General features: G+C 32.8%; 20 protein-coding genes. 3 read left to right on the top strand and 17 right to left on the bottom strand.

Annotated features, from left to right (window positions below; all coding sequences use genetic code 11):
* The first annotated feature begins 2 nt into the window (after positions 1-2).
* Genes GOQ27_RS05300 through trpA form a run of 3 tightly spaced genes read left to right on the top strand, consistent with a single transcriptional unit; the run spans position 3 to position 2,301 of the window.
* Positions 3-272 (top strand): PTS sugar transporter subunit IIB, encoded by a 270-nt coding sequence (locus GOQ27_RS05300; protein WP_203365794.1) that lies wholly within the window; start codon positions 3-5, stop codon positions 270-272.
* A 31-nt stretch (positions 273-303) separates the two neighbouring features.
* The gene (gene ulaA, locus GOQ27_RS05295) at positions 304-1,578 is read left to right on the top strand and encodes a PTS ascorbate transporter subunit IIC (RefSeq protein WP_252187754.1); all 1,275 of its coding nucleotides are present in this window, start codon (positions 304-306) and stop codon (positions 1,576-1,578) included.
* Positions 1,579-2,301, top strand: coding sequence for a tryptophan synthase subunit alpha (trpA, locus tag GOQ27_RS05290; protein ID WP_203365793.1), 723 nt, complete (start codon positions 1,579-1,581; stop codon positions 2,299-2,301). It begins immediately after the preceding gene.
* 252 nt (positions 2,302-2,553) lie between these two features.
* Here trpA and lacD read toward each other — a convergent pair whose 3' ends face one another.
* From lacD to GOQ27_RS05205, 17 genes are all read right to left on the bottom strand, one after another.
* Positions 2,554-3,525 carry a tagatose-bisphosphate aldolase gene (lacD, locus tag GOQ27_RS05285; protein ID WP_203365792.1) on the bottom strand — a complete coding sequence of 324 codons (972 nt, stop codon included), beginning with the start codon at positions 3,523-3,525 and terminating at the stop codon, positions 2,554-2,556.
* A gap of 13 nt (positions 3,526-3,538) precedes the next feature.
* The gene (locus GOQ27_RS05280; protein WP_203365791.1) at positions 3,539-4,477 is read right to left on the bottom strand and encodes a carbohydrate kinase family protein; all 939 of its coding nucleotides are present in this window, start codon (positions 4,475-4,477) and stop codon (positions 3,539-3,541) included.
* 13 nt (positions 4,478-4,490) lie between these two features.
* Positions 4,491-5,453, bottom strand: a complete 963-nt coding sequence (locus tag GOQ27_RS05275; protein WP_203365790.1) for an ABC transporter permease — start codon at positions 5,451-5,453, stop codon at positions 4,491-4,493.
* The gene (locus tag GOQ27_RS05270) at positions 5,443-6,954 is read right to left on the bottom strand and encodes a sugar ABC transporter ATP-binding protein (protein ID WP_203365789.1); all 1,512 of its coding nucleotides are present in this window, start codon (positions 6,952-6,954) and stop codon (positions 5,443-5,445) included. The genes GOQ27_RS05275 and GOQ27_RS05270 overlap by 11 nt, the downstream gene beginning before the upstream one ends.
* A 77-nt stretch (positions 6,955-7,031) precedes the next feature.
* Positions 7,032-8,003, bottom strand: coding sequence for a substrate-binding domain-containing protein (locus tag GOQ27_RS05265; protein ID WP_203365788.1), 972 nt, complete (start codon positions 8,001-8,003; stop codon positions 7,032-7,034).
* Positions 8,004-8,104: 101 nt separating this feature from the next.
* On the bottom strand, positions 8,105-9,139 hold the full coding sequence (locus GOQ27_RS05260) for a LacI family DNA-binding transcriptional regulator (protein ID WP_252187753.1): 1,035 nt from the start codon (positions 9,137-9,139) through the stop codon (positions 8,105-8,107).
* Positions 9,140-9,270: 131 nt separating this feature from the next.
* Positions 9,271-10,197, bottom strand: coding sequence for a 1-phosphofructokinase (gene pfkB / locus GOQ27_RS05255; protein WP_203365787.1), 927 nt, complete (start codon positions 10,195-10,197; stop codon positions 9,271-9,273).
* A 362-nt stretch (positions 10,198-10,559) separates the two neighbouring features.
* Positions 10,560-11,009 carry a cupin domain-containing protein gene (locus GOQ27_RS05250; protein WP_203365786.1) on the bottom strand — a complete coding sequence of 150 codons (450 nt, stop codon included), beginning with the start codon at positions 11,007-11,009 and terminating at the stop codon, positions 10,560-10,562.
* Positions 11,002-12,108, bottom strand: a complete 1,107-nt coding sequence (gene eutH, locus GOQ27_RS05245) for an ethanolamine utilization protein EutH (protein ID WP_203365785.1) — start codon at positions 12,106-12,108, stop codon at positions 11,002-11,004. The genes GOQ27_RS05250 and eutH overlap by 8 nt, the downstream gene beginning before the upstream one ends.
* A 45-nt stretch (positions 12,109-12,153) precedes the next feature.
* A complete protein-coding gene (eutM, locus tag GOQ27_RS05240; protein WP_203365784.1) occupies positions 12,154-12,441 on the bottom strand; it encodes an ethanolamine utilization microcompartment protein EutM in 288 nt (95 codons plus the stop codon).
* Positions 12,442-12,469: 28 nt separating this feature from the next.
* Positions 12,470-13,018 (bottom strand): BMC domain-containing protein, encoded by a 549-nt coding sequence (locus GOQ27_RS05235; RefSeq protein ID WP_203365783.1) that lies wholly within the window; start codon positions 13,016-13,018, stop codon positions 12,470-12,472.
* A complete protein-coding gene (locus GOQ27_RS05230) occupies positions 13,015-14,361 on the bottom strand; it encodes a 4Fe-4S dicluster domain-containing protein (RefSeq protein ID WP_203365782.1) in 1,347 nt (448 codons plus the stop codon). Before GOQ27_RS05230 ends, GOQ27_RS05235 begins: the two co-directional genes overlap by 4 nt.
* A gap of 19 nt (positions 14,362-14,380) precedes the next feature.
* Positions 14,381-14,650 (bottom strand): EutN/CcmL family microcompartment protein, encoded by a 270-nt coding sequence (locus GOQ27_RS05225; protein WP_203365781.1) that lies wholly within the window; start codon positions 14,648-14,650, stop codon positions 14,381-14,383.
* Positions 14,651-14,664: 14 nt separating this feature from the next.
* Positions 14,665-15,360, bottom strand: coding sequence for a hypothetical protein (locus GOQ27_RS05220; protein WP_203365780.1), 696 nt, complete (start codon positions 15,358-15,360; stop codon positions 14,665-14,667).
* Between the two features lie 11 nt (positions 15,361-15,371).
* Positions 15,372-16,196, bottom strand: coding sequence for an ethanolamine utilization protein EutJ (eutJ, locus tag GOQ27_RS05215; protein ID WP_203365779.1), 825 nt, complete (start codon positions 16,194-16,196; stop codon positions 15,372-15,374).
* Position 16,197: 1 nt separating this feature from the next.
* Entirely contained in the window at positions 16,198-16,848 is a 651-nt protein-coding gene (pduL, locus tag GOQ27_RS05210; RefSeq protein ID WP_213018401.1) for a phosphate propanoyltransferase, read from the bottom strand.
* An 11-nt stretch (positions 16,849-16,859) separates the two neighbouring features.
* The gene (locus GOQ27_RS05205; protein WP_203365778.1) at positions 16,860-17,603 is read right to left on the bottom strand and encodes a cobalamin adenosyltransferase; all 744 of its coding nucleotides are present in this window, start codon (positions 17,601-17,603) and stop codon (positions 16,860-16,862) included.
* Between the last annotated feature and the right edge of the window lie 6 nt (positions 17,604-17,609).

Raw genomic sequence — 17,609 nt, 5'->3', positions numbered from 1 at the left:
TTATGATTAAAATATTAACAGTATGTGGAGCCGGTGTAGGAAGTAGTATGATGCTTAAGGTATACACCCAACAAATAATAAAGAGCGAGAATCTAGATGCAACAGTGGATGCTACAGATATTGGATCTATTGACCCTAATTCAGCAGATATCATAGTCACTACATCAGATTTTGCTAATGTACTGAGAAATACAACAGCAAAAGTAATAAAGATAGATAATTTAACAGACAAAGAAAGCTTAAGAACTCAATTATTAGAAGCAATTAAATAAATTAATAAAAAATTTTAAGGGGGAAGAAAAAATGAAAGAATTTTTTATGTATCTTATTGCTAATGTTTTAAGTGAACCTGCTTTTTTAATAGGTATAGTAGCACTAATTGGTCTTTTAGTACAAAAGAAAAACTTTAGTGAAGTTGTAGCAGGAACAGTAAAAACTATGGTAGGATTTCTCTTGATCACTACCGGTGCTCAAAGTATGGGTATGACACTATTACCTATCCAACCAATGCTACAAAATATATTTGGAATGGAGGCTAATGTTGCAGATATAAACAATGCTATAGGAGCTAGTATGACAGCATTTGGTGCATCTGCCACATTGATATTTGCCTTTGGATTTTTAGTAAATGTATTATTAGCAAGATTCACCAAGTTTAAATTCATCCATCTTTCAGCCCATGTATCATTTTTCTATGCAGGACTGATAGCAGCCTTATTATCAGTAGGAACTAATCTATCTTCTTTATGGATAACAATAATAGGATCTATCTTATTAGGTCTATATTTAACCCTAAGCTGTGCTTATCTATATCCTTTAATGAAAAACATCCCTGGAGCTGAAGGTTATACAATAGGTCACTCAAGCTCTATAGGCTGTTTTATATCAGCAAAGATTGGTAAATTGGTAGGAAATAAAGATAATAACCTTGAAGATATAAAGCTTCCAAAGTATCTAGGATTCTTAAGAGAAACCACTATAGCCCTAAGTGTTATAATGACTCTAATATTCTTTATAGTATCCCTTATATCCGGACCAAGGTTTGTTATGGAAAATGTAAGTGAAGGTAAAGACATATTCATTTTCTCCATACTAAATGGTTTGAAGTTCGGTCTATGGATAACAGTAATAATCACCGGAGTACGTATGATGCTATCTGAGATAGTACCAGCTTTCCACGGTATATCAGATAAATTAGTACCAAATGCAGTTCCTGGATTAGATATACCATTACTATTCCCAAATCATCCCACATCAGTTATAGTTGGATTTATCACAAGTCTTATAGCAAGTTTAATAGGTATGGCTATATTAGGAGCAATTAAATATCCTGTAATAGTATTCCCAGCATTAATTCCTACATTCTTTACAGGAGCTGTAACAGCTATATTTGGTAACTCTACTGGAGGTAGAAGAGGTGCAATTGTAGGTTCTTTTGTAAACGGACTTATATTGATTTGGGGTCAAGCTCTATTATTACCTTATATAGGAGCTTATGAACCTATTATGAGAGTATTAGCAGAAACAGACTATGCTTTCTATGGTCCAATAGTAGGCTGGATTCTAGGATTGTTCTAAATGAATAATCTAAAAAATATATTAACTAATAAATCAAACCTATTGACTCTATATCTTACACTGGGATATCCTGATTCAGATAAATTCTTTAATGCTTTGGATATCATGGTAATAAACGGAATGGATATACTAGAAATAGGTATACCAGTAGAAAATCCTATATTAGATGGAGCTACAATATCTAATACCCACAGGAAGGTAATCTCCAAAGGTTTAGATAGGCACATCATAATAACATATTTAAAAAAGATAAAATTCCAATATCCTGATCTACCTATAGTTATAATGAGCTATAAAGATGGGATAGATAAATATAATCTGCTAGACATTGATCTATATGATGCTATCCTATGTCCTGATGAAACAATAATCACTGAAAAGAAAGATACTATCCAGATCTACAATGAAGAAATGGATATGAACACAATAAAAGAAACTCTTGATATCACCCAAGGCTTTGCCTATGTGATGTCAGGAGTAGGCAAAACTGGAGGTAAAGGCTCCCTTCCAGAAGGATATATACAAACCATGGAAAACATAAGAAAAGTATCAAACATACCCCTTCAAATAGGCTTCGGCATCCATAGCCCTACACAGATAAAAAAAGTAATTTCAAAAGGAGCAAATGGAGTTATTATCGGAAGTGAAATCATCCGAAAATTAGATGAGGGAATGAGAAGTTTAGAATTATATATGAAGGAAATATCAAAGGCTAGGGGTTAAACCCCTAGCCTTTGGTGTTTTATTCTATCTATACAATTGATGCTATATCATATCTCCTGAAGAACTAATGCTTCATTTAATCCTAAAATAATATCTACTACCAAATTATATATCTTAAAAAATTTATCTATAATAAAATCCCCAAATTTTCTTTTTACCATACATATAAAAAAATACCCTAAATTCTCAATAGGATACTTTTTTATTGTGTTTCTATTTTATATGATAGGGGAATATCAAATAAAGAAATAATTATTCAATAGGTCTTGCTGTTTTAGCTAATATTTCACTTAATTCTTCAATATTCTTTTTACCTTGAGTGCTAAGCCATTTTGCTGCTGCTTCTTCTCCTTCATTTACAAATACGTCTACACTTTCCTTCCAAGTGGCTCTACCACATAATATTCCATTATAATTAGAGCCAGCTTCTCCAGCAAAAGATAAAGTCTTTTGGAATAGCTCTGACGATACTCCTGCACTTAAAAATATAAATGGAATATCTGTTACTTCATTTTGACGTTTAAACCATTCCATGGCATCCTCTTTTGTATGAAGTACTTCTCCATCACTAAAGCCTTCCACATAATTCATATTTACTGGCACCTCTACTTTAAGTACATCTACTCCATATCTTTCATCAGAGAATTCTCTCATAGCCTCTATTACTTTTCCAGGCTTTATCTTAGCATATTCTTTTCCTTTTTTATCTTCTATAGTTTGATCATAGGTTACAATTTCAAAGAAAAATGGAATATCTTCTGATTTACATTCAGAGCCAATTCTTTCTACAAATCTCTTCTTTCTATCATTTATAGAATCTGGTTCAGATACATCATAATATAGTAGGAATTTAATTGCATCTGCTCCCTCTTCCTTCAACTTTCTAACTGACCATTTCTCTAATAAATCTGGGAATCTCCCTGGCTGGGTGGCATCATAACCAGTCTTTTCATAAGCCATAATAAGCCCTGCATTCTTATCCCTTTCATTAGCTCCTTTCCACCCATATTTAGGATCTAATAAAATTGACGAAGTATAAGGAGTTAACTTCTTTGATATATGATATTTAAAAGTACTTAATACTTCATCAATATTTTCAGTATCTGCTTCTCCTAGCATTCTCTTTAAAGAACCCCTTTGGTCAATAGCTAGGGCATTAATTATTCCATTATCATCGGTTAATTTATCTAAGTAATTCTTCTTACCCTCTGTTAGATTACTCATCCATTCTACCTCCTTAGTATAATTCCTTATATACTTCCTCTAATTCTTCTAACGTAGTATTTCCTTCCATAGGCCCTTTCTTAGTAACAGCCTTAGCTCCAGCAATAGTAGCTAATCTTGTAGCCTTTTCTACTTCTATCTCCTGATTTATACAACTAATAAAGGTTCCACCAAAGCAATCTCCAGCTCCGGTAGGGTCAACTTCTTCAACTTTATAAGGAGAAATATCTACAGTTTTGTTATGAGTATAGAGGGTCACCCCTTTACTACCTCTTTTAATTATGACTATCTCTGCATTCTTATTAAATAAATTCTCCACATTACTTTTTTCATCTTTGTTTTCTGTTAAATAATATAGTTCATCTTCTCCCGCTAAAACAATATTTGCTTCATATAATATATTAAGTAAAAGTTCTTTTTTCTCTTTGTCATTAACTATTTCTTTTCTTATATTAGGATCAAAGGAAATTTTGCATCCATACTTCTTAGCTAATCTTCTGCCTTTATTTATAGTTTCTCTAATACCTTCATTATAAATAGCCGAGCCCATTATATGAAAATAACTACAATCCTCAAAATCTTCTTTACTTATATAATTTTTATTGATTCTTCCACAAGCAGCATTTGAAATATGATATATGAAGTCTCTATCTCCATCTTCTTTATAGGTTACAAAAGCTACTCCTGTTGTTTCATCCTCTAGAACTTTAATGTTGGAAACATCTACACCATTACTTTCTAATCTGTTTAAATTCACTTCTCCAAACCCATCCTTGCCTACAGCCGATATTATCTTTGCAGGGCTTCCACTTTTAGCTACTTGATCTATGAAAATAGCTGGAGCTCCACTAGGAAATGGGCCCCTATAATCCCCTGCATGTAGAAATGTCTGACCGATTTCTTTTGCCATAATTTCAACTAATATTTCACCAATAGTTATAACCTTTCCCATATTAAAAACTCCTTTATTTCTCTAATGACTTTCTTTTATTCCTTACATCAATATATACAGCAATTATTATAATAAGACCTTTAACTATTTGTTGATAGAAATACTCTAATCCAATTAGATTCATACCATTATTGATAACACCAATGATTAGTGCTCCAATAAATGTACCGAATATAGTACCATATCCACCAGTTAAGCTTGTACCACCTAAAACAGCAGAAGCTATGGCATCTAATTCATAGGCTTGGGCAGTATTTGGTTGAGCTGAGTATAGTCTAGAAGCCATTAATATACCACTTATAGCAGCAGTTATAGCTGCAATAGCAAAAACAGATACTTGTAGCTTATTTATTTTCACTCCAACATATTTTGCTGCAACCTTATTTCCACCTATCATTTTCAATTGTCTACCATATTTCGTTTTAGCCATTACAATATGGGCAATTATCGCTAATACAATTAATATTACTACCGGTACAGGAATAATATTAAATATCTTTCCATTTCCTATATATAATATAAAATCATTAGTTATACTAATAGGTTTTGCATCCGTAATAGCATATCCGATACCCCTAAATAACTGCATAGTTGCAACCGTTACAATGAAGGTAGGTATCCCAAAATACGCTCCAATAATTCCATTAAATAATCCTGCTAATATACCAGCTAATATAGTTACCAAAATAGCTAAGAAAGGATTAAATCCATTATTTAGCATTACACCCAATACTACACCACTTAAGGCTAGGGTAGAAGCTACCGATAGATCTATTTCTCCTATCATCAGAACAAAGGTCATTCCTAGAGCTAATATTGCAATAATAGATACCTGTAATAATATATTCAATAAATTTGAAGTATTTAAAAAGTATGGACTAGTAAAGGAAAATAGTACTATTAATATGACTAGAGCAATAGTAGTACCTCCATAAGTTTTAAATAATTGATTTCCTGTTATTTTTTTAAGATTCATTTTGATTCTTTACCCCCTTTGTAATGATTCCCATAATTTCTTCCTGGGTAGTTTCTTTTGGATTTAATTCTTCAACTATAGTGTTATTATTAACCACTAATAATCTGTCTGATATATTTAATATCTCTGGTAATTCAGAGGATATTAGAATTATTCCTACACCAGATCTTGCTAATTCTATCATTAATTCATATATTTCATATTTAGAACCTACATCTATTCCTCTTGTGGGCTCATCTAGTATTAATATTTTTGGTTCTATCTCAAACCACTTAGAAAGCACAATTTTCTGTTGATTTCCTCCACTAAGATTATTTACTGTCTGGTAAATATGGGGAGTTTTTATTCTTAAATTTTCAACATGCTTATTTGCGGTATTGATTTCTTCTTTATAGTCTATAAATTTAAATTTATTTAGAATCTTATCAATATTAGCCATTATAATATTCTCTTTTACATCAGTAGATAAAATAAGCCCTTCTCTTTTTCTATCCTCAGTTACAAAGGCTATCTTATTTTCTAAAGCCTTTGAGGGGCTGTTGATATTTACCTTTTCATTATTTATAAACATTTCTCCACTATCTTTTTGTAATATTCCAAATATTCCTTGAGCTATTTCTGTTCTTCCAGCTCCCATTAATCCATATAAACCTACTATTTCTCCTGGTCTTACAAAGAAATTAATATCTCTATAAAAATTCTTTTTATTATAATTTTTAACCTCTAATAATTTTTCATCTGTAACATATTTAAAATCCTTATCTGGATAAATATTATCCATACTTCTTCCAACCATCATTTTGATTAATTCATCAACTGTTACTTCTTCAGTCTTAACTGTATCAATATATACTCCATCCCTAAGGACTGTAACGTGGTCAGTAATTTTAAATAATTCTTCCATTCTATGGGATATATATATTATCGATATATCCTCCTTTAATAATTTATCTATTATTTCAAATAGTTTATCTGTTTCTCTATTACTTAAAGCCGATGTTGGCTCGTCCATTATTAAAATATCTGGAGTAGTAGATAAGGCCTTAGCAATCTCTACCATTTGCTGCTGAGAAATAGACAAATCACTTACAATATCTGTTGGATCTAAGTCCACTCCTAAATTATCTAATAGTTTTTTTGTTTCCTCTATCATTTTTTTATCATTTATTATTCCAAATTTCGTAGGCTCTTCTAAAGCAAATATATTTTCTGCTACAGATAGATTGGGACTTAAACTTAATTCTTGATGAATCATTCCTATACCTAATTCTTTAGCATGGATAGCATCCTTTATATCCACTCTATTACCTTTAAGGAATATCTCTCCCTTATCTGGATGATAAGTACCAGATAAAATTTTCATCAATGTGGACTTCCCAGCTCCATTTTCTCCTAAAAGGGCTAATACTTCTCCCTTTTTAAGTTCTAAATTAACTTTATCGAGGGCCACAACTCCTGGAAATTCTTTTCTAATATTCTTCATTTTTAATATTGTATCCATAAGATTCACTCTCGCTTTTTAAGATTAATTTATTATTAAATTTTCGAGGTAAGACTAGGTCTTACCTCGAATTTAAATTATTGTCCTAAATCTACATTAACATTTCCATCTTCAACAGATGCGTCAACAAATTCTTGTCCTTCTACGAAAAGCCCGGGTGTAATTGGAATTTCTTTTTCTACTTCTTCACCATTTGCTAATTTAATAGCAGTTTGAATTCCTATAGAGCCCATTTCTTCAGGATATTGGACAACTACTGCATCAAAAGCATTATCTTCACTAACTTTATTTCTAGCTTCTTCTAATCCGTCAAATCCAACAACTACTGCATCAGAATCTTTCTCTGACACTGCATTTGTAGCTGCTATTGCCATATCATCACCAAATCCAAATATACCAACTAAATCTGGATTGCTTGTTAGCATATCTTGAGATGCTGTAAGAGCTTCTTCTCTAGTTCTTCCTGGTAATTCTACCACAATATTCATATTAGGATATTTTGCTGCTACTTCTTTAAATCCATCTATTCTATCTCTAACAGACTGTACTTCAGGGTAAGTAATTAATCCTACGTTTCCTTCTTCACCAACTAATTGAGCCATTGCTTCCGCAGCTATCATACCACCAGCATAGTTATCAGTTGCTATATGGGAAGCTACCTCTACATCGTTAGCTTTAACATCTACTGTAACTACTGGAATATTGGCATCATTAGCTTTTCTAATAGCTCCTTGGATACCATCAGAATCCACTGGAGTAAGAACTATAACATCTACTCCTCTATTGATAAAGTCTTCAATATCGGATATTTGTCTATTAAGGTCTTGGTCTGCTATTGCTACAGTTAGATCAACATTTTGATCTTCTGCTTCCTGCTCCATTGCATCTTTAATAGCTACTTGGAATGGATGGGACTGTGTTAATAAAGAAGCACCAATAGTAATTTTTTCTTCACCACTACTTCCTGTGTCTGAAGCATCGTCAGAACACCCTACTGTTACTCCTACTAACATCATTAATATAAGCGCTAAACTTACTATCTTTTTCATAACAAATTTTCTCCCCTTCACTCTTTAATTTAATATTCAATACTTATGACTATAGTATTTCTGCTCTTAATAATTCTTTTATCTTCTACGTACTTCACCTCCTAAAAAATTTTCTTTACAGATGATCCAAGTAATAATCTTGTTTTTAATCTTTGAATGATAGGATGAATAGTAAAATTCCCTTCAATCCTACTTAATAAAAGCTTTGCAGCCTCTTCACCAATTTCATTCATAGGTTGTACTACTGTTGAAATTGATGGAGTTAACATCTGGAATATATCGGTATTGTCATATCCAAAAAAGGATATATCTTCACCAATCTTAATTCCTCTTTCCATAAAGTACTTTATTCCTGTCATAGTAGTTTCATAGTTAGTTGCAAATATGGCTGTTGGTGGATTAGAAAGATTCATTAGATTCTCATAACCTTCTAATCCTCCATTTTTTTCATATTTAGCATATTGTATAAGTTCTTCATCAATAGAGATTTGATAATCATTTAAAGATCTTTTGTATCCGTTTAAACGTTCCCTAGCTGTGTATACGTTTTCCGGACCAGCAATAATACCTATCCTTCTATGACCGTATCTAATTAGTTCTTCCATAGCATGATAAGAACCATTTACATTGTCACAAACAACACCGTCACATTTTACTTCTTCCAATAGACGGTCAATAAGTATTAAAGGAATATCTTCCTCAATAAATTCATTAACATGCTTACTCTCATCAGAAACTGGCATCATAACTATACCATCTACTCTTTTTTCCTTTAGGAATGAAAGCTTCTCCTTTTCAGTCTTCAGTCTATTTCTAGAACTGCAGATAATTATGCTATAATTTTCTCTTTCTAATATATCTTCTACCCCTTCAATAACCTGATTGGCGAAAACATCAGTGATACTAGGTACTATAATTCCTATGGTAAAAGATTTATTAGTCTTTAATCCTCTGGCTATAGGATTTACTCTATAATTTAATTCCTCTATAGCCTTTTCGATTTTTTCCTGATTTTCTGGCTTTACATTATATCCGTTTAAATATCGGGATATTGTACCAACGGAAATTCCAGATACTTGTGCTACATCTTTTATCGTGGACATCTTATCACCATTTCCTTTATTGAATCGTTTCAAGTATGTTAAAATAAAAAATTGAAACGTTTATATTTTAAATATATAATATTCAGATTATTTTGTCAAGCCGGAATATTTAACTTAATATTTATTGATATATTTTTTAAAAAAATATATCAATAGTCTATATCTTATAAACTACTTATTTCAATTTTCTCTGTTAAATCCTTAACTACAACAGGGTCTATAAATCCAGTATTTTTCTCCATTGCATTAGAAATACCACAGGCATTAGCCAACTTTAATACTCCCTCTATATCTAGTCCTTGAGAGAACCCTACAGCAAATCCTGCTACGGAACTATCTCCTGATCCTACGGCATTTACTAATTCTATTTTAGGTATATTCACCTTAAATCTTCCTTCAACTCCTATAAAATACATTCCTTCTGCCCCTAGAGAGATAGCTACATTTTTTGCCCCTAATTCCAATATTTTCTCCGCCGCAGTAATTATATTTTCTTCACTACACATACTAATTCCAGTTATACTTTCTACTTCTTCCTTATTTGGTTTCACTATATAAGGAGATGCTTTTAAATTTTCTATAAAGGCACCTTTACTAGTATCTAAAATAGTCTTTATATTATTCTTATTAGCAATATGTATTAATTCTCCATAGATATTATCCTTTACTCCTAAGGGTATACTACCAGATATAGTTATAATATCAAATTTAGTAATTGCCTTTTTAAACTTTGATAAAAGACTATTTACTTCTTCTTCCTCAATAATAGGACCTTTCTCTAAAATCTCAATATTATCTCCTATCTCATCTATTATATTAAGACAAGTTCTGGTGGTACCCTGTATTTTGGTGAAGTATGACTTCACTTCTAGTTTCTCTAATTCATTTAATATATAGTCCCCTGTACTTCCACCTAAAAAACCAAAGGCCCCTACTTCTTCCCCTAGCATACGAACTACTCTACTAACATTTAATCCCTTTCCTCCTGCACTGGCAGAGTAATTCTTAGTCCTTTTAACTGATCCAATCTCAAACTTATCAATATTGTATCTCCTATCCACCGCTGGATTTAAAGTTACTGTTCCTATCATCTATATCACTCCTTATTTTCAGAAAATATTGTCTTTTATTATATTATAATAATTTAAAATTATCAATTTTAATAACGATTCAATTCCTTCATATCATCCCTGTCAGCTCTCACACTGACAGACTTGTATACTTAAGGACCAACAAGGATAAAGCCGAAACAAAACTCTTCCACAAGCCCTGAGTGGCAATCCATAGTACCGTCACCCTGAACGTAGTGAAGGTAATACCCTTCGACTCCGCTCAGGGTGACAAATTTCAATCTGAGGATCAACAAGTATGATCATACCTATCCTTTTGAAGCCAGCAAATTCTACACTATAAAGGAGAGATTCATTTGAATCCCTCCTTTATATATAAAACTTTATAATTGATCCCAATTAGCTGGATATACTACATACATGAATCTTGAATATTCAGGAGCACTGAACTTTATTGAAGTGTTTTTAGGTATGAATATTATATCTCCTTCTTTTCCTACTATTCTCCTATCATCTATTACTATTTCTAGGGTTCCATCTATTATATAGTCTACTTCATCATACTTTAGTGTCCAGTCAAAGGTGGATTCCTCCATCTCCATTACTCCACATCCTATTCTAGGACTTTCTTCAAGGGTCAATATATCCTTTAAGTATACTTTATCCCCTTCTTTTCCTGTATCAAACTTTTCAGGTTTTACTGTATTTGTCTTTATGACTGCTACTCCACTTTCATCAATCTTTTTTATAAATTTACTTTCTTTTTCTTTAAATTGTTTCATCAAAACCTTCTGAATTATTTCTGCTACTAATTCTTCATCTATATTATTCATTACTCTCAACCTTTGCTTTTTTACCAAGAGTTTTATTTGCAATAACCATCGCTACCATAACTGCTGTTATACCTGCAACTAGTTTTCCAACTACCATTGGGAATATCATTTCTTTTGCAACCCCTGCTGTAAATCCAAGGTGGTCACCAAATACGAAGGCTGCACTTACTGCAAAAGCTACGTTTAGTATTTTACCTCTATCATCCATATCCTTCATTAAACCAAACATTGGTATATTATTTGCTAAAGTAGCTACCATACCTGCTGCAGCCACATCTCCCATACCTAAAACTTTACCCATTCTAAGTAAAGGCTTCTTAAATACTTTAGTAATAAAATGTACCATTGGGAATGCTCCTGCAAGCATCAATGCTATAGAACCAACTATCTCTATTCCATCCCAAACTGGTGCCATTCCTGGTATTATAACTATACCTGTAAGAGTCTCAACTATTATAGCTGCTGTACCAGCAGTTATAACTATAACTACACCTTTACCAAATACAGTGAATCCCTTTATCATCTTGTTTGGTATTTTCCACAGACCTAGTGCTATAAGTACAGATACTATAATTATAGGAAGTAGATTACTAAATATCATAGATAATTCAAAGCCTGCTACGATTCCACCCACTAAACAACCTATAGGAATAGTTATTATACCTGCTAATATACCTGTTGCTAAAAATTTATGATCTTTCTTATCAATTATACCTAGAGCTACTGGTATAGTAAATACTATTGTAGGTCCCATCATTGCTCCAAGGATAAGTCCTGCAAATAGTCCTGCCTCTGGACTTTGAGCCATCTCTATAGCTAGGGGATATCCACCCATATCATTAGCTAGAAGAGTTGTAGCAAACATAGCTGGATCTGCACCTAATGCGCTATATATAGGTGTTATAATTGGAGTAAGTATCTTAGCTAGTACTGGAGCTAAGGATACAACCCCTACCATTGCTATAGCTAAAGAACCCATTGCCATAAATCCTTCATCAAACTTCTCGCCCAATCCAAATCTATTGCCGAATATCTTATCTAATGCACCCAGTACCATAAAACCTACCATTATATATACAATAATCTCGTTAATACTCATTAAAATTCCCCCTCTTACAATATATTTAGAAGCCCTCTACTTCCCTTATTCAATTCTTGTCTTCGGTAAGATATGCTCTACTTCATCATGGGGTCTAGGTATAACATGTACAGAGACTAACTCTCCAATTCTTTCTGCAGCTGCTGCCCCTGCATCAGTAGCAGCCTTCACAGCTCCTACATCTCCTCTAACCATTACGGTAACAAAACCACCTCCAATATGTTCTTTTCCTACTAATGTAACATTTGCTGCTTTTATCATAGCATCGGCTGCTTCTATAGAACCTACTAATCCTTTTGTTTCTACCATTCCTAATGCATTTTTTATAGCCATAAATTATTCCTCCTTTATTTTTTGTTACTTATAATAACTTTTCAAATAATTCTTTTCTAGGGGATGGAATAACAACTTTACTTATAAGCATTCCATTATCCTTACCCCTCATAGAGCCTGCTTCAACAGCCTCATTCACTGCACTTACGTCTCCACTTAATGTAACAAAGGACTTTCCTCCTATGGCAAAACCTAATCTTATTTCAATAAGGTTTACTTGTGCAGCCTTTGCTGCTGAATCTGCAGCTACTATTGCTGTGGCTATACTAAAAAACTCCATAACTCCTATTGCATTCACTTCTCCTACCTGGGTAACTCCATTTATAGCATTAATTAATTGAGGATGGACACTAGGTAGGACTAATTCATCAACTATATACTGTTTCCCCACATCTCTTCCTGCATCAACAGCAGATTTCACTGCTCCTACATCTCCTGATATAAGTACTATATATTTTCCTGGACAAATGGAATTTGAAAGTATCAAGTTCACTTCTGCCGCCTTAAGCATAGCATCAGCTGACTCTATCCCTTTAGCTATACTATTTAATTCTATAAGCCCTATGGTTCTTATCATGAAATCACCCCATTATCTTCCTTTAAAATAACTATTTTATCCGACACCTCTATTACCTTTCCATCTATAGTGGCATGTATATTTGCACCCATATCATTTCTTTCTATTTGCCCTATCAGCTGATCTTTAGCTACATTATCTCCAACCGATACTATAGCCTTGGCAGGCTTACCTATATGTTGACTTAAAGGTATGCTAACTTTTTTAGGAAGAAGTTCCTTAACATCATCTAATTTTTGATCATAGTATTTAAGTATATCTAGTCTTGCCATTAATCTTGTTGTAGGAATCTTTCTATATTCAATCATCTCTCTACTTTCAATATCCTTACTTCCCTTTTCTGGTCTTATACCTCCCTTTCGTAATTCCCCTTTTATATAGGTATTTACCAGTCTCGGGGAAAGCCCCATGGGGCATGAATAAAGCTCACATATTCCACATTCACAACAGATTAAAGCTTCCTTCATTATTTCTGCATCATGCTCTGACATACCTATATTTCTCATTATTTTATGGGGTCTTAATTTATGACCTATAAGATATCTATGACATAAATCTGTACAGTATCTACATTGAATACATGCGGATCTAGTCTCATTTATTATAGTTTTAAGGGGTTTTCTCTTCCTTTCAACTATATAGTGATCCTTAGGTAATACTATCAATGAACCATCGGTCTTTTTAATATAGTTTTCATCGGATTCATCATCATCTATGATAGTGCCCATCATAGGACCACCTATTATAATGGCATAATCCTTTATAGTACTACCTCCTGCAGCCTCGATACACTCTTTTATAGAAATCCCCACTGGTACCTTGATCATTATAGGATTCTTTACTTCTCCTACTACAGTTATATATTTTTCAGTTACTGGTTTATCCTTCATTGCATCATGAATATTTACTAATGTACCAACATTTGATACCACTGCTCCAACATCTAAAGGAATTCCAGCCTCAGGAATTGATCTACCGGTCACTTCATATACCATCATCTGTTCATCCCCTGCAGGATAATAATTATCTAAATAGAATAATTGGACTTTTGAATTTAGCCTTTCAATTGCATCCTTTAAAATACCTATTTCTTTGTTATATTTCTTCTTAATAGCTATGATAAGGTGTTTAGCTCCTATATGTTTACTTACTTCTTCTATAGCCTTTATCATTTCTTCACTTTTAGTAGCCATTAGATATTTATCCGTATTTAATAAAGGTTCACATTCAGCTGCATTTATAATAAAGTATTCTACTTGGCAATTTAACTTTATATGGGTTGGAAAGCCTGCACCCCCTGCTCCTACCACTCCAGCCTCATATATTTTCTGTAGTAAATCCATAACTTACCACCTCTTTTCCTTAATCCTGTATATCCACCACATCTATTATTCCAACAATTGTTGCATCAATAGGAATATCTCCTCTATCTAAAGCTTTTCTAGCGGAACTACCTTTAACTACCAGTACTGTTTCTCCTATTCCTGCTCCAACAGTATCAGTGGCAACCAAAGTAGGAAGATCTCTTTCTGAGGAATAGTCTAAAGGTTTTACAACTAAAAGTTTCAGTCCATTTAGCGCTTCATCTTTTCTTGTGGCCCATACATTTCCTACTACTTTTCCTACTATCATAAATGCCTTCCTCCCTACTCCTTTAATTTACTTAAAATATTGATTCTATTAGCTCTTATATAGTCCTTTGCTAAAGGAGTTATTTTGGTATTCTTATTTATAACAACGTCCTTATATCCCTTTTGATAAATGTCTTTTATGACAGCTTCAGTAATTATCTTTTCGTCGAGAGTATACTCTTCTATCCCTTTAACAACTTCCTTAGATATTGGTTTATCTTCTTGATTTCCATCTATTAAATTGTTGATATCATTTTTACTTATAAAATCTATTCCAAAAGATTTAAGCTTAGTTTCATAAGATTTCATCATATTATAAAAGGGTACATTAGAAGTATCTTTATATTTATAATATTGAACTCCCTCTCTTAATACATAAATCCTCTTACCTTGAAAAATGCAATCTATCACAGCCGAGGACACCCTATCTGTAGGTAAACCTATTGCAATATTAACAATATCTTTATTGGTCATACTTCCTAAAAAAATATATTTATAGGAAGTAATATCTATATTTCCTTCTATCTCTTCTAAATGATCTATATGAAAATAGTCCTTATTTATATATGAAATATCCTCTGTAGAAAAGGATATAGCTAAAACTTTATCTCTTTCTATTCTTTCCTTTTTGCTCACTTCAGTCCTTTTCATGACTTCCTGCATTATATACTCAATCAATTTCTCAGTATCCATTGAATCGATATTCAACATATTCACATCCTTTATAACTTACAATTCATAGCTATACCTAAAGGCGTTACTAAAAATGGATTCTTAGGTTTTATGGTTCTTATCTTCGTCTCACTTTCCATGACTCCCTCCAACCCCTCTAAACAACTGGTACCTCCTACAAGGTATATCTCCTTCACATCATAGTTCTGGATATGATTTTTTACAATAGTCCCCATCTTTTGAATGACTGGGATTACCACAGGAAATACCTCTTTTTGCTTATCTCTGGCTGTCTTTAACTCTTCTGCTTCTTCAAATTTTATTTTATAGCTTCCTGCTATTACTAAAGTTAAATGGGTTCCCCCTGTGGCTTCATCGGCAACATATACTACTTCATTATCCTCTATTATAGATAGCCCTGTAGTTCCCCCTCCTATATCAACGATGACTCCATTATCTATATTCAATACTGCATTTGCTGCTGTAGGTTCATCTAGTATATTTGTTACTTCCATCCCTGCTCCCTGTACTACATACATATGAGTTTTACTATCATTTTTGCCTGTTCCTGGTGGCACAGCTATAGCTGCTTTGGTAAGCTCAACTTCAATCTTATCTTCTATCCTTTTCTTTAGTTTTCTTACTATATTCATAGCACCTATATAGTCTACCACCAGTCCATCCTTTACAACTTGAGCAAATTCCATATCACATGCCACAGGGTTTTTATCCTCATCTAAAACTACCAGCACGATATATGCTGTTCCTAAGTCTACTCCTACTAATAATTTATCTCCCTCTTTAATTTTCTTAGGTTTATTAATAGTCTCTTCTAATTCAGTAATTAAGGCATCTGACTTTGTAAAGTCTATCATTTTATTTCCCCTTTTCTGTCAATATTTGTCCCTTTACACCATTTTTAAAATTACAGGCATTGGCTTCATCAAAATCTATATGCATATTTAATCTATAATCTTTATTTACTCTTACTAATACATCTTCAAATATAACTGGCCTATCACTAAATACCTTCACGGATACTATCTGTTTATCCTCTAGACCAAATCTCTCAGCATCCTTTGGTGGCATATGGATGTGCCTCTTTGCTACTATAGCTCCTTCTTTTATCTCTATCATGTTTTTATTAGCTGATATAAATATAGAAGAACTTCCCTTTATATTTCCTGATTCTCTAACTGGAGCATCTACTCCTAAAGATATTGCATCGGTTCTAGAGATTTCTACCTGAGTATTTTTTCTTTCTGGTCCTAGTACCGCAACGTTCTTAAACATTCCCTTAGGTCCTATTATGGCAACCCTTTCTTGACTTAGGAATTGCCCTGGCTGAGATAATTCTCTTTTAGGGGTTAGTCTATAGCCTTTTCCAAAGAGTCCTTCTACCTCATTCTTGGAAAGATGTACATGTCTTGCTGAGGCTTCAATTGGGAGATATTCTTCCTTTTCAGATTGATCTGATAGGTTTTTGATCACCTTATCTACAATATTCCTTATCATTATGTCATCCATAGGCTCACCTCCTACTGATTATAGTATCCAGCCAAATATCTACACATCATTACATATACTGCACTACTCAATCTATTAAGGGCCTTTATTATATCCGGCCTTCCTAAATGAATTGAACTTATCTCTGCTTCTCTTACATTACTTCTAATATAGTTCAACCCTATTACTTCTTCTCCCATTTTGTATTCCGGTAATATATGATCTACTCCAATATGTTTCTTTGGATTATGGGACATTTCTCTAATTTCTTCTTCCCTTAGACCAAAGAGGGTTATATTTTCTATCTTCTCATTTACCACTTCTGATCTAAGTATATTTCTAACATATTGAAGTACCTCTTGAAGCTCCTTTACAAGCTTTTTAGATTTGTTTTTATCTGCAATTACTTGAACCTCTAAAATTTTTGATTCAAGACTATCAATTTTACCTCTAAAGACTATATTACAATGATCTTTAAAAACTAATTCATTTCCATACAATTGAGTCATATTCTCTGGTTTATTTTCAAAGTATCCTCCAGTATCCTTGGATATATATTTAGGTTTGAATATATTTTCTTCTCTTTTTTCTTCATTTTTAGGATCTGACTTAACCTTGATATCCTTAACCTTATCTTCAAATATAAGTTCAATATTCTTTTCATTTAAATATTCCCTAGCTGAAGGAGTAACTATGACATTGGAATTGACAACAATCTTATCTGTATTTTCCTTTTTTAGTATCATTCTAAGCTCAGATTCAGTCAAAACTTTCATTAATTA

Origin of the sequence: Anaeromonas frigoriresistens (genome assembly GCF_016820655.1) — a bacterium.
Lineage (GTDB): Bacteria > Bacillota > Clostridia > Tissierellales > SIT17 > Anaeromonas > Anaeromonas frigoriresistens.
Note: the sequence above shows the minus strand (reverse complement) of the source record. Positions and strands in the feature narration are given on the sequence as shown.

Excerpts from the sequence above, each read along its gene's own strand:
- GOQ27_RS05300 (WP_203365794.1), top strand. The coding sequence starts at position 3 with ATGATTAAAATATTAACAGTATGTGGAGCCGGTGTAGGAAGTAGTATG.
- ulaA (WP_252187754.1), top strand. The coding sequence starts at position 304 with ATGAAAGAATTTTTTATGTATCTTATTGCTAATGTTTTAAGTGAACCT.
- trpA (WP_203365793.1), top strand. The coding sequence starts at position 1,579 with ATGAATAATCTAAAAAATATATTAACTAATAAATCAAACCTATTGACT.
- lacD (WP_203365792.1), bottom strand. The coding sequence starts at position 3,525 with ATGAGTAATCTAACAGAGGGTAAGAAGAATTACTTAGATAAATTAACC.
- GOQ27_RS05280 (WP_203365791.1), bottom strand. The coding sequence starts at position 4,477 with ATGGGAAAGGTTATAACTATTGGTGAAATATTAGTTGAAATTATGGCA.
- GOQ27_RS05275 (WP_203365790.1), bottom strand. The coding sequence starts at position 5,453 with ATGAATCTTAAAAAAATAACAGGAAATCAATTATTTAAAACTTATGGA.
- GOQ27_RS05270 (WP_203365789.1), bottom strand. The coding sequence starts at position 6,954 with ATGGATACAATATTAAAAATGAAGAATATTAGAAAAGAATTTCCAGGA.
- GOQ27_RS05265 (WP_203365788.1), bottom strand. The coding sequence starts at position 8,003 with ATGAAAAAGATAGTAAGTTTAGCGCTTATATTAATGATGTTAGTAGGA.
- pfkB (WP_203365787.1), bottom strand. The coding sequence starts at position 10,197 with ATGATAGGAACAGTAACTTTAAATCCAGCGGTGGATAGGAGATACAAT.
- GOQ27_RS05250 (WP_203365786.1), bottom strand. The coding sequence starts at position 11,009 with ATGAATAATATAGATGAAGAATTAGTAGCAGAAATAATTCAGAAGGTT.
- eutH (WP_203365785.1), bottom strand. The coding sequence starts at position 12,108 with ATGAGTATTAACGAGATTATTGTATATATAATGGTAGGTTTTATGGTA.
- eutM (WP_203365784.1), bottom strand. The coding sequence starts at position 12,441 with ATGGCTATAAAAAATGCATTAGGAATGGTAGAAACAAAAGGATTAGTA.
- GOQ27_RS05235 (WP_203365783.1), bottom strand. The coding sequence starts at position 13,018 with ATGATAAGAACCATAGGGCTTATAGAATTAAATAGTATAGCTAAAGGG.
- GOQ27_RS05230 (WP_203365782.1), bottom strand. The coding sequence starts at position 14,361 with ATGGATTTACTACAGAAAATATATGAGGCTGGAGTGGTAGGAGCAGGG.
- GOQ27_RS05225 (WP_203365781.1), bottom strand. The coding sequence starts at position 14,650 with ATGATAGTAGGAAAAGTAGTAGGAAATGTATGGGCCACAAGAAAAGAT.
- GOQ27_RS05220 (WP_203365780.1), bottom strand. The coding sequence starts at position 15,360 with ATGTTGAATATCGATTCAATGGATACTGAGAAATTGATTGAGTATATA.
- eutJ (WP_203365779.1), bottom strand. The coding sequence starts at position 16,196 with ATGATAGACTTTACAAAGTCAGATGCCTTAATTACTGAATTAGAAGAG.
- pduL (WP_213018401.1), bottom strand. The coding sequence starts at position 16,848 with ATGGATGACATAATGATAAGGAATATTGTAGATAAGGTGATCAAAAAC.
- GOQ27_RS05205 (WP_203365778.1), bottom strand. The coding sequence starts at position 17,603 with ATGAAAGTTTTGACTGAATCTGAGCTTAGAATGATACTAAAAAAGGAA.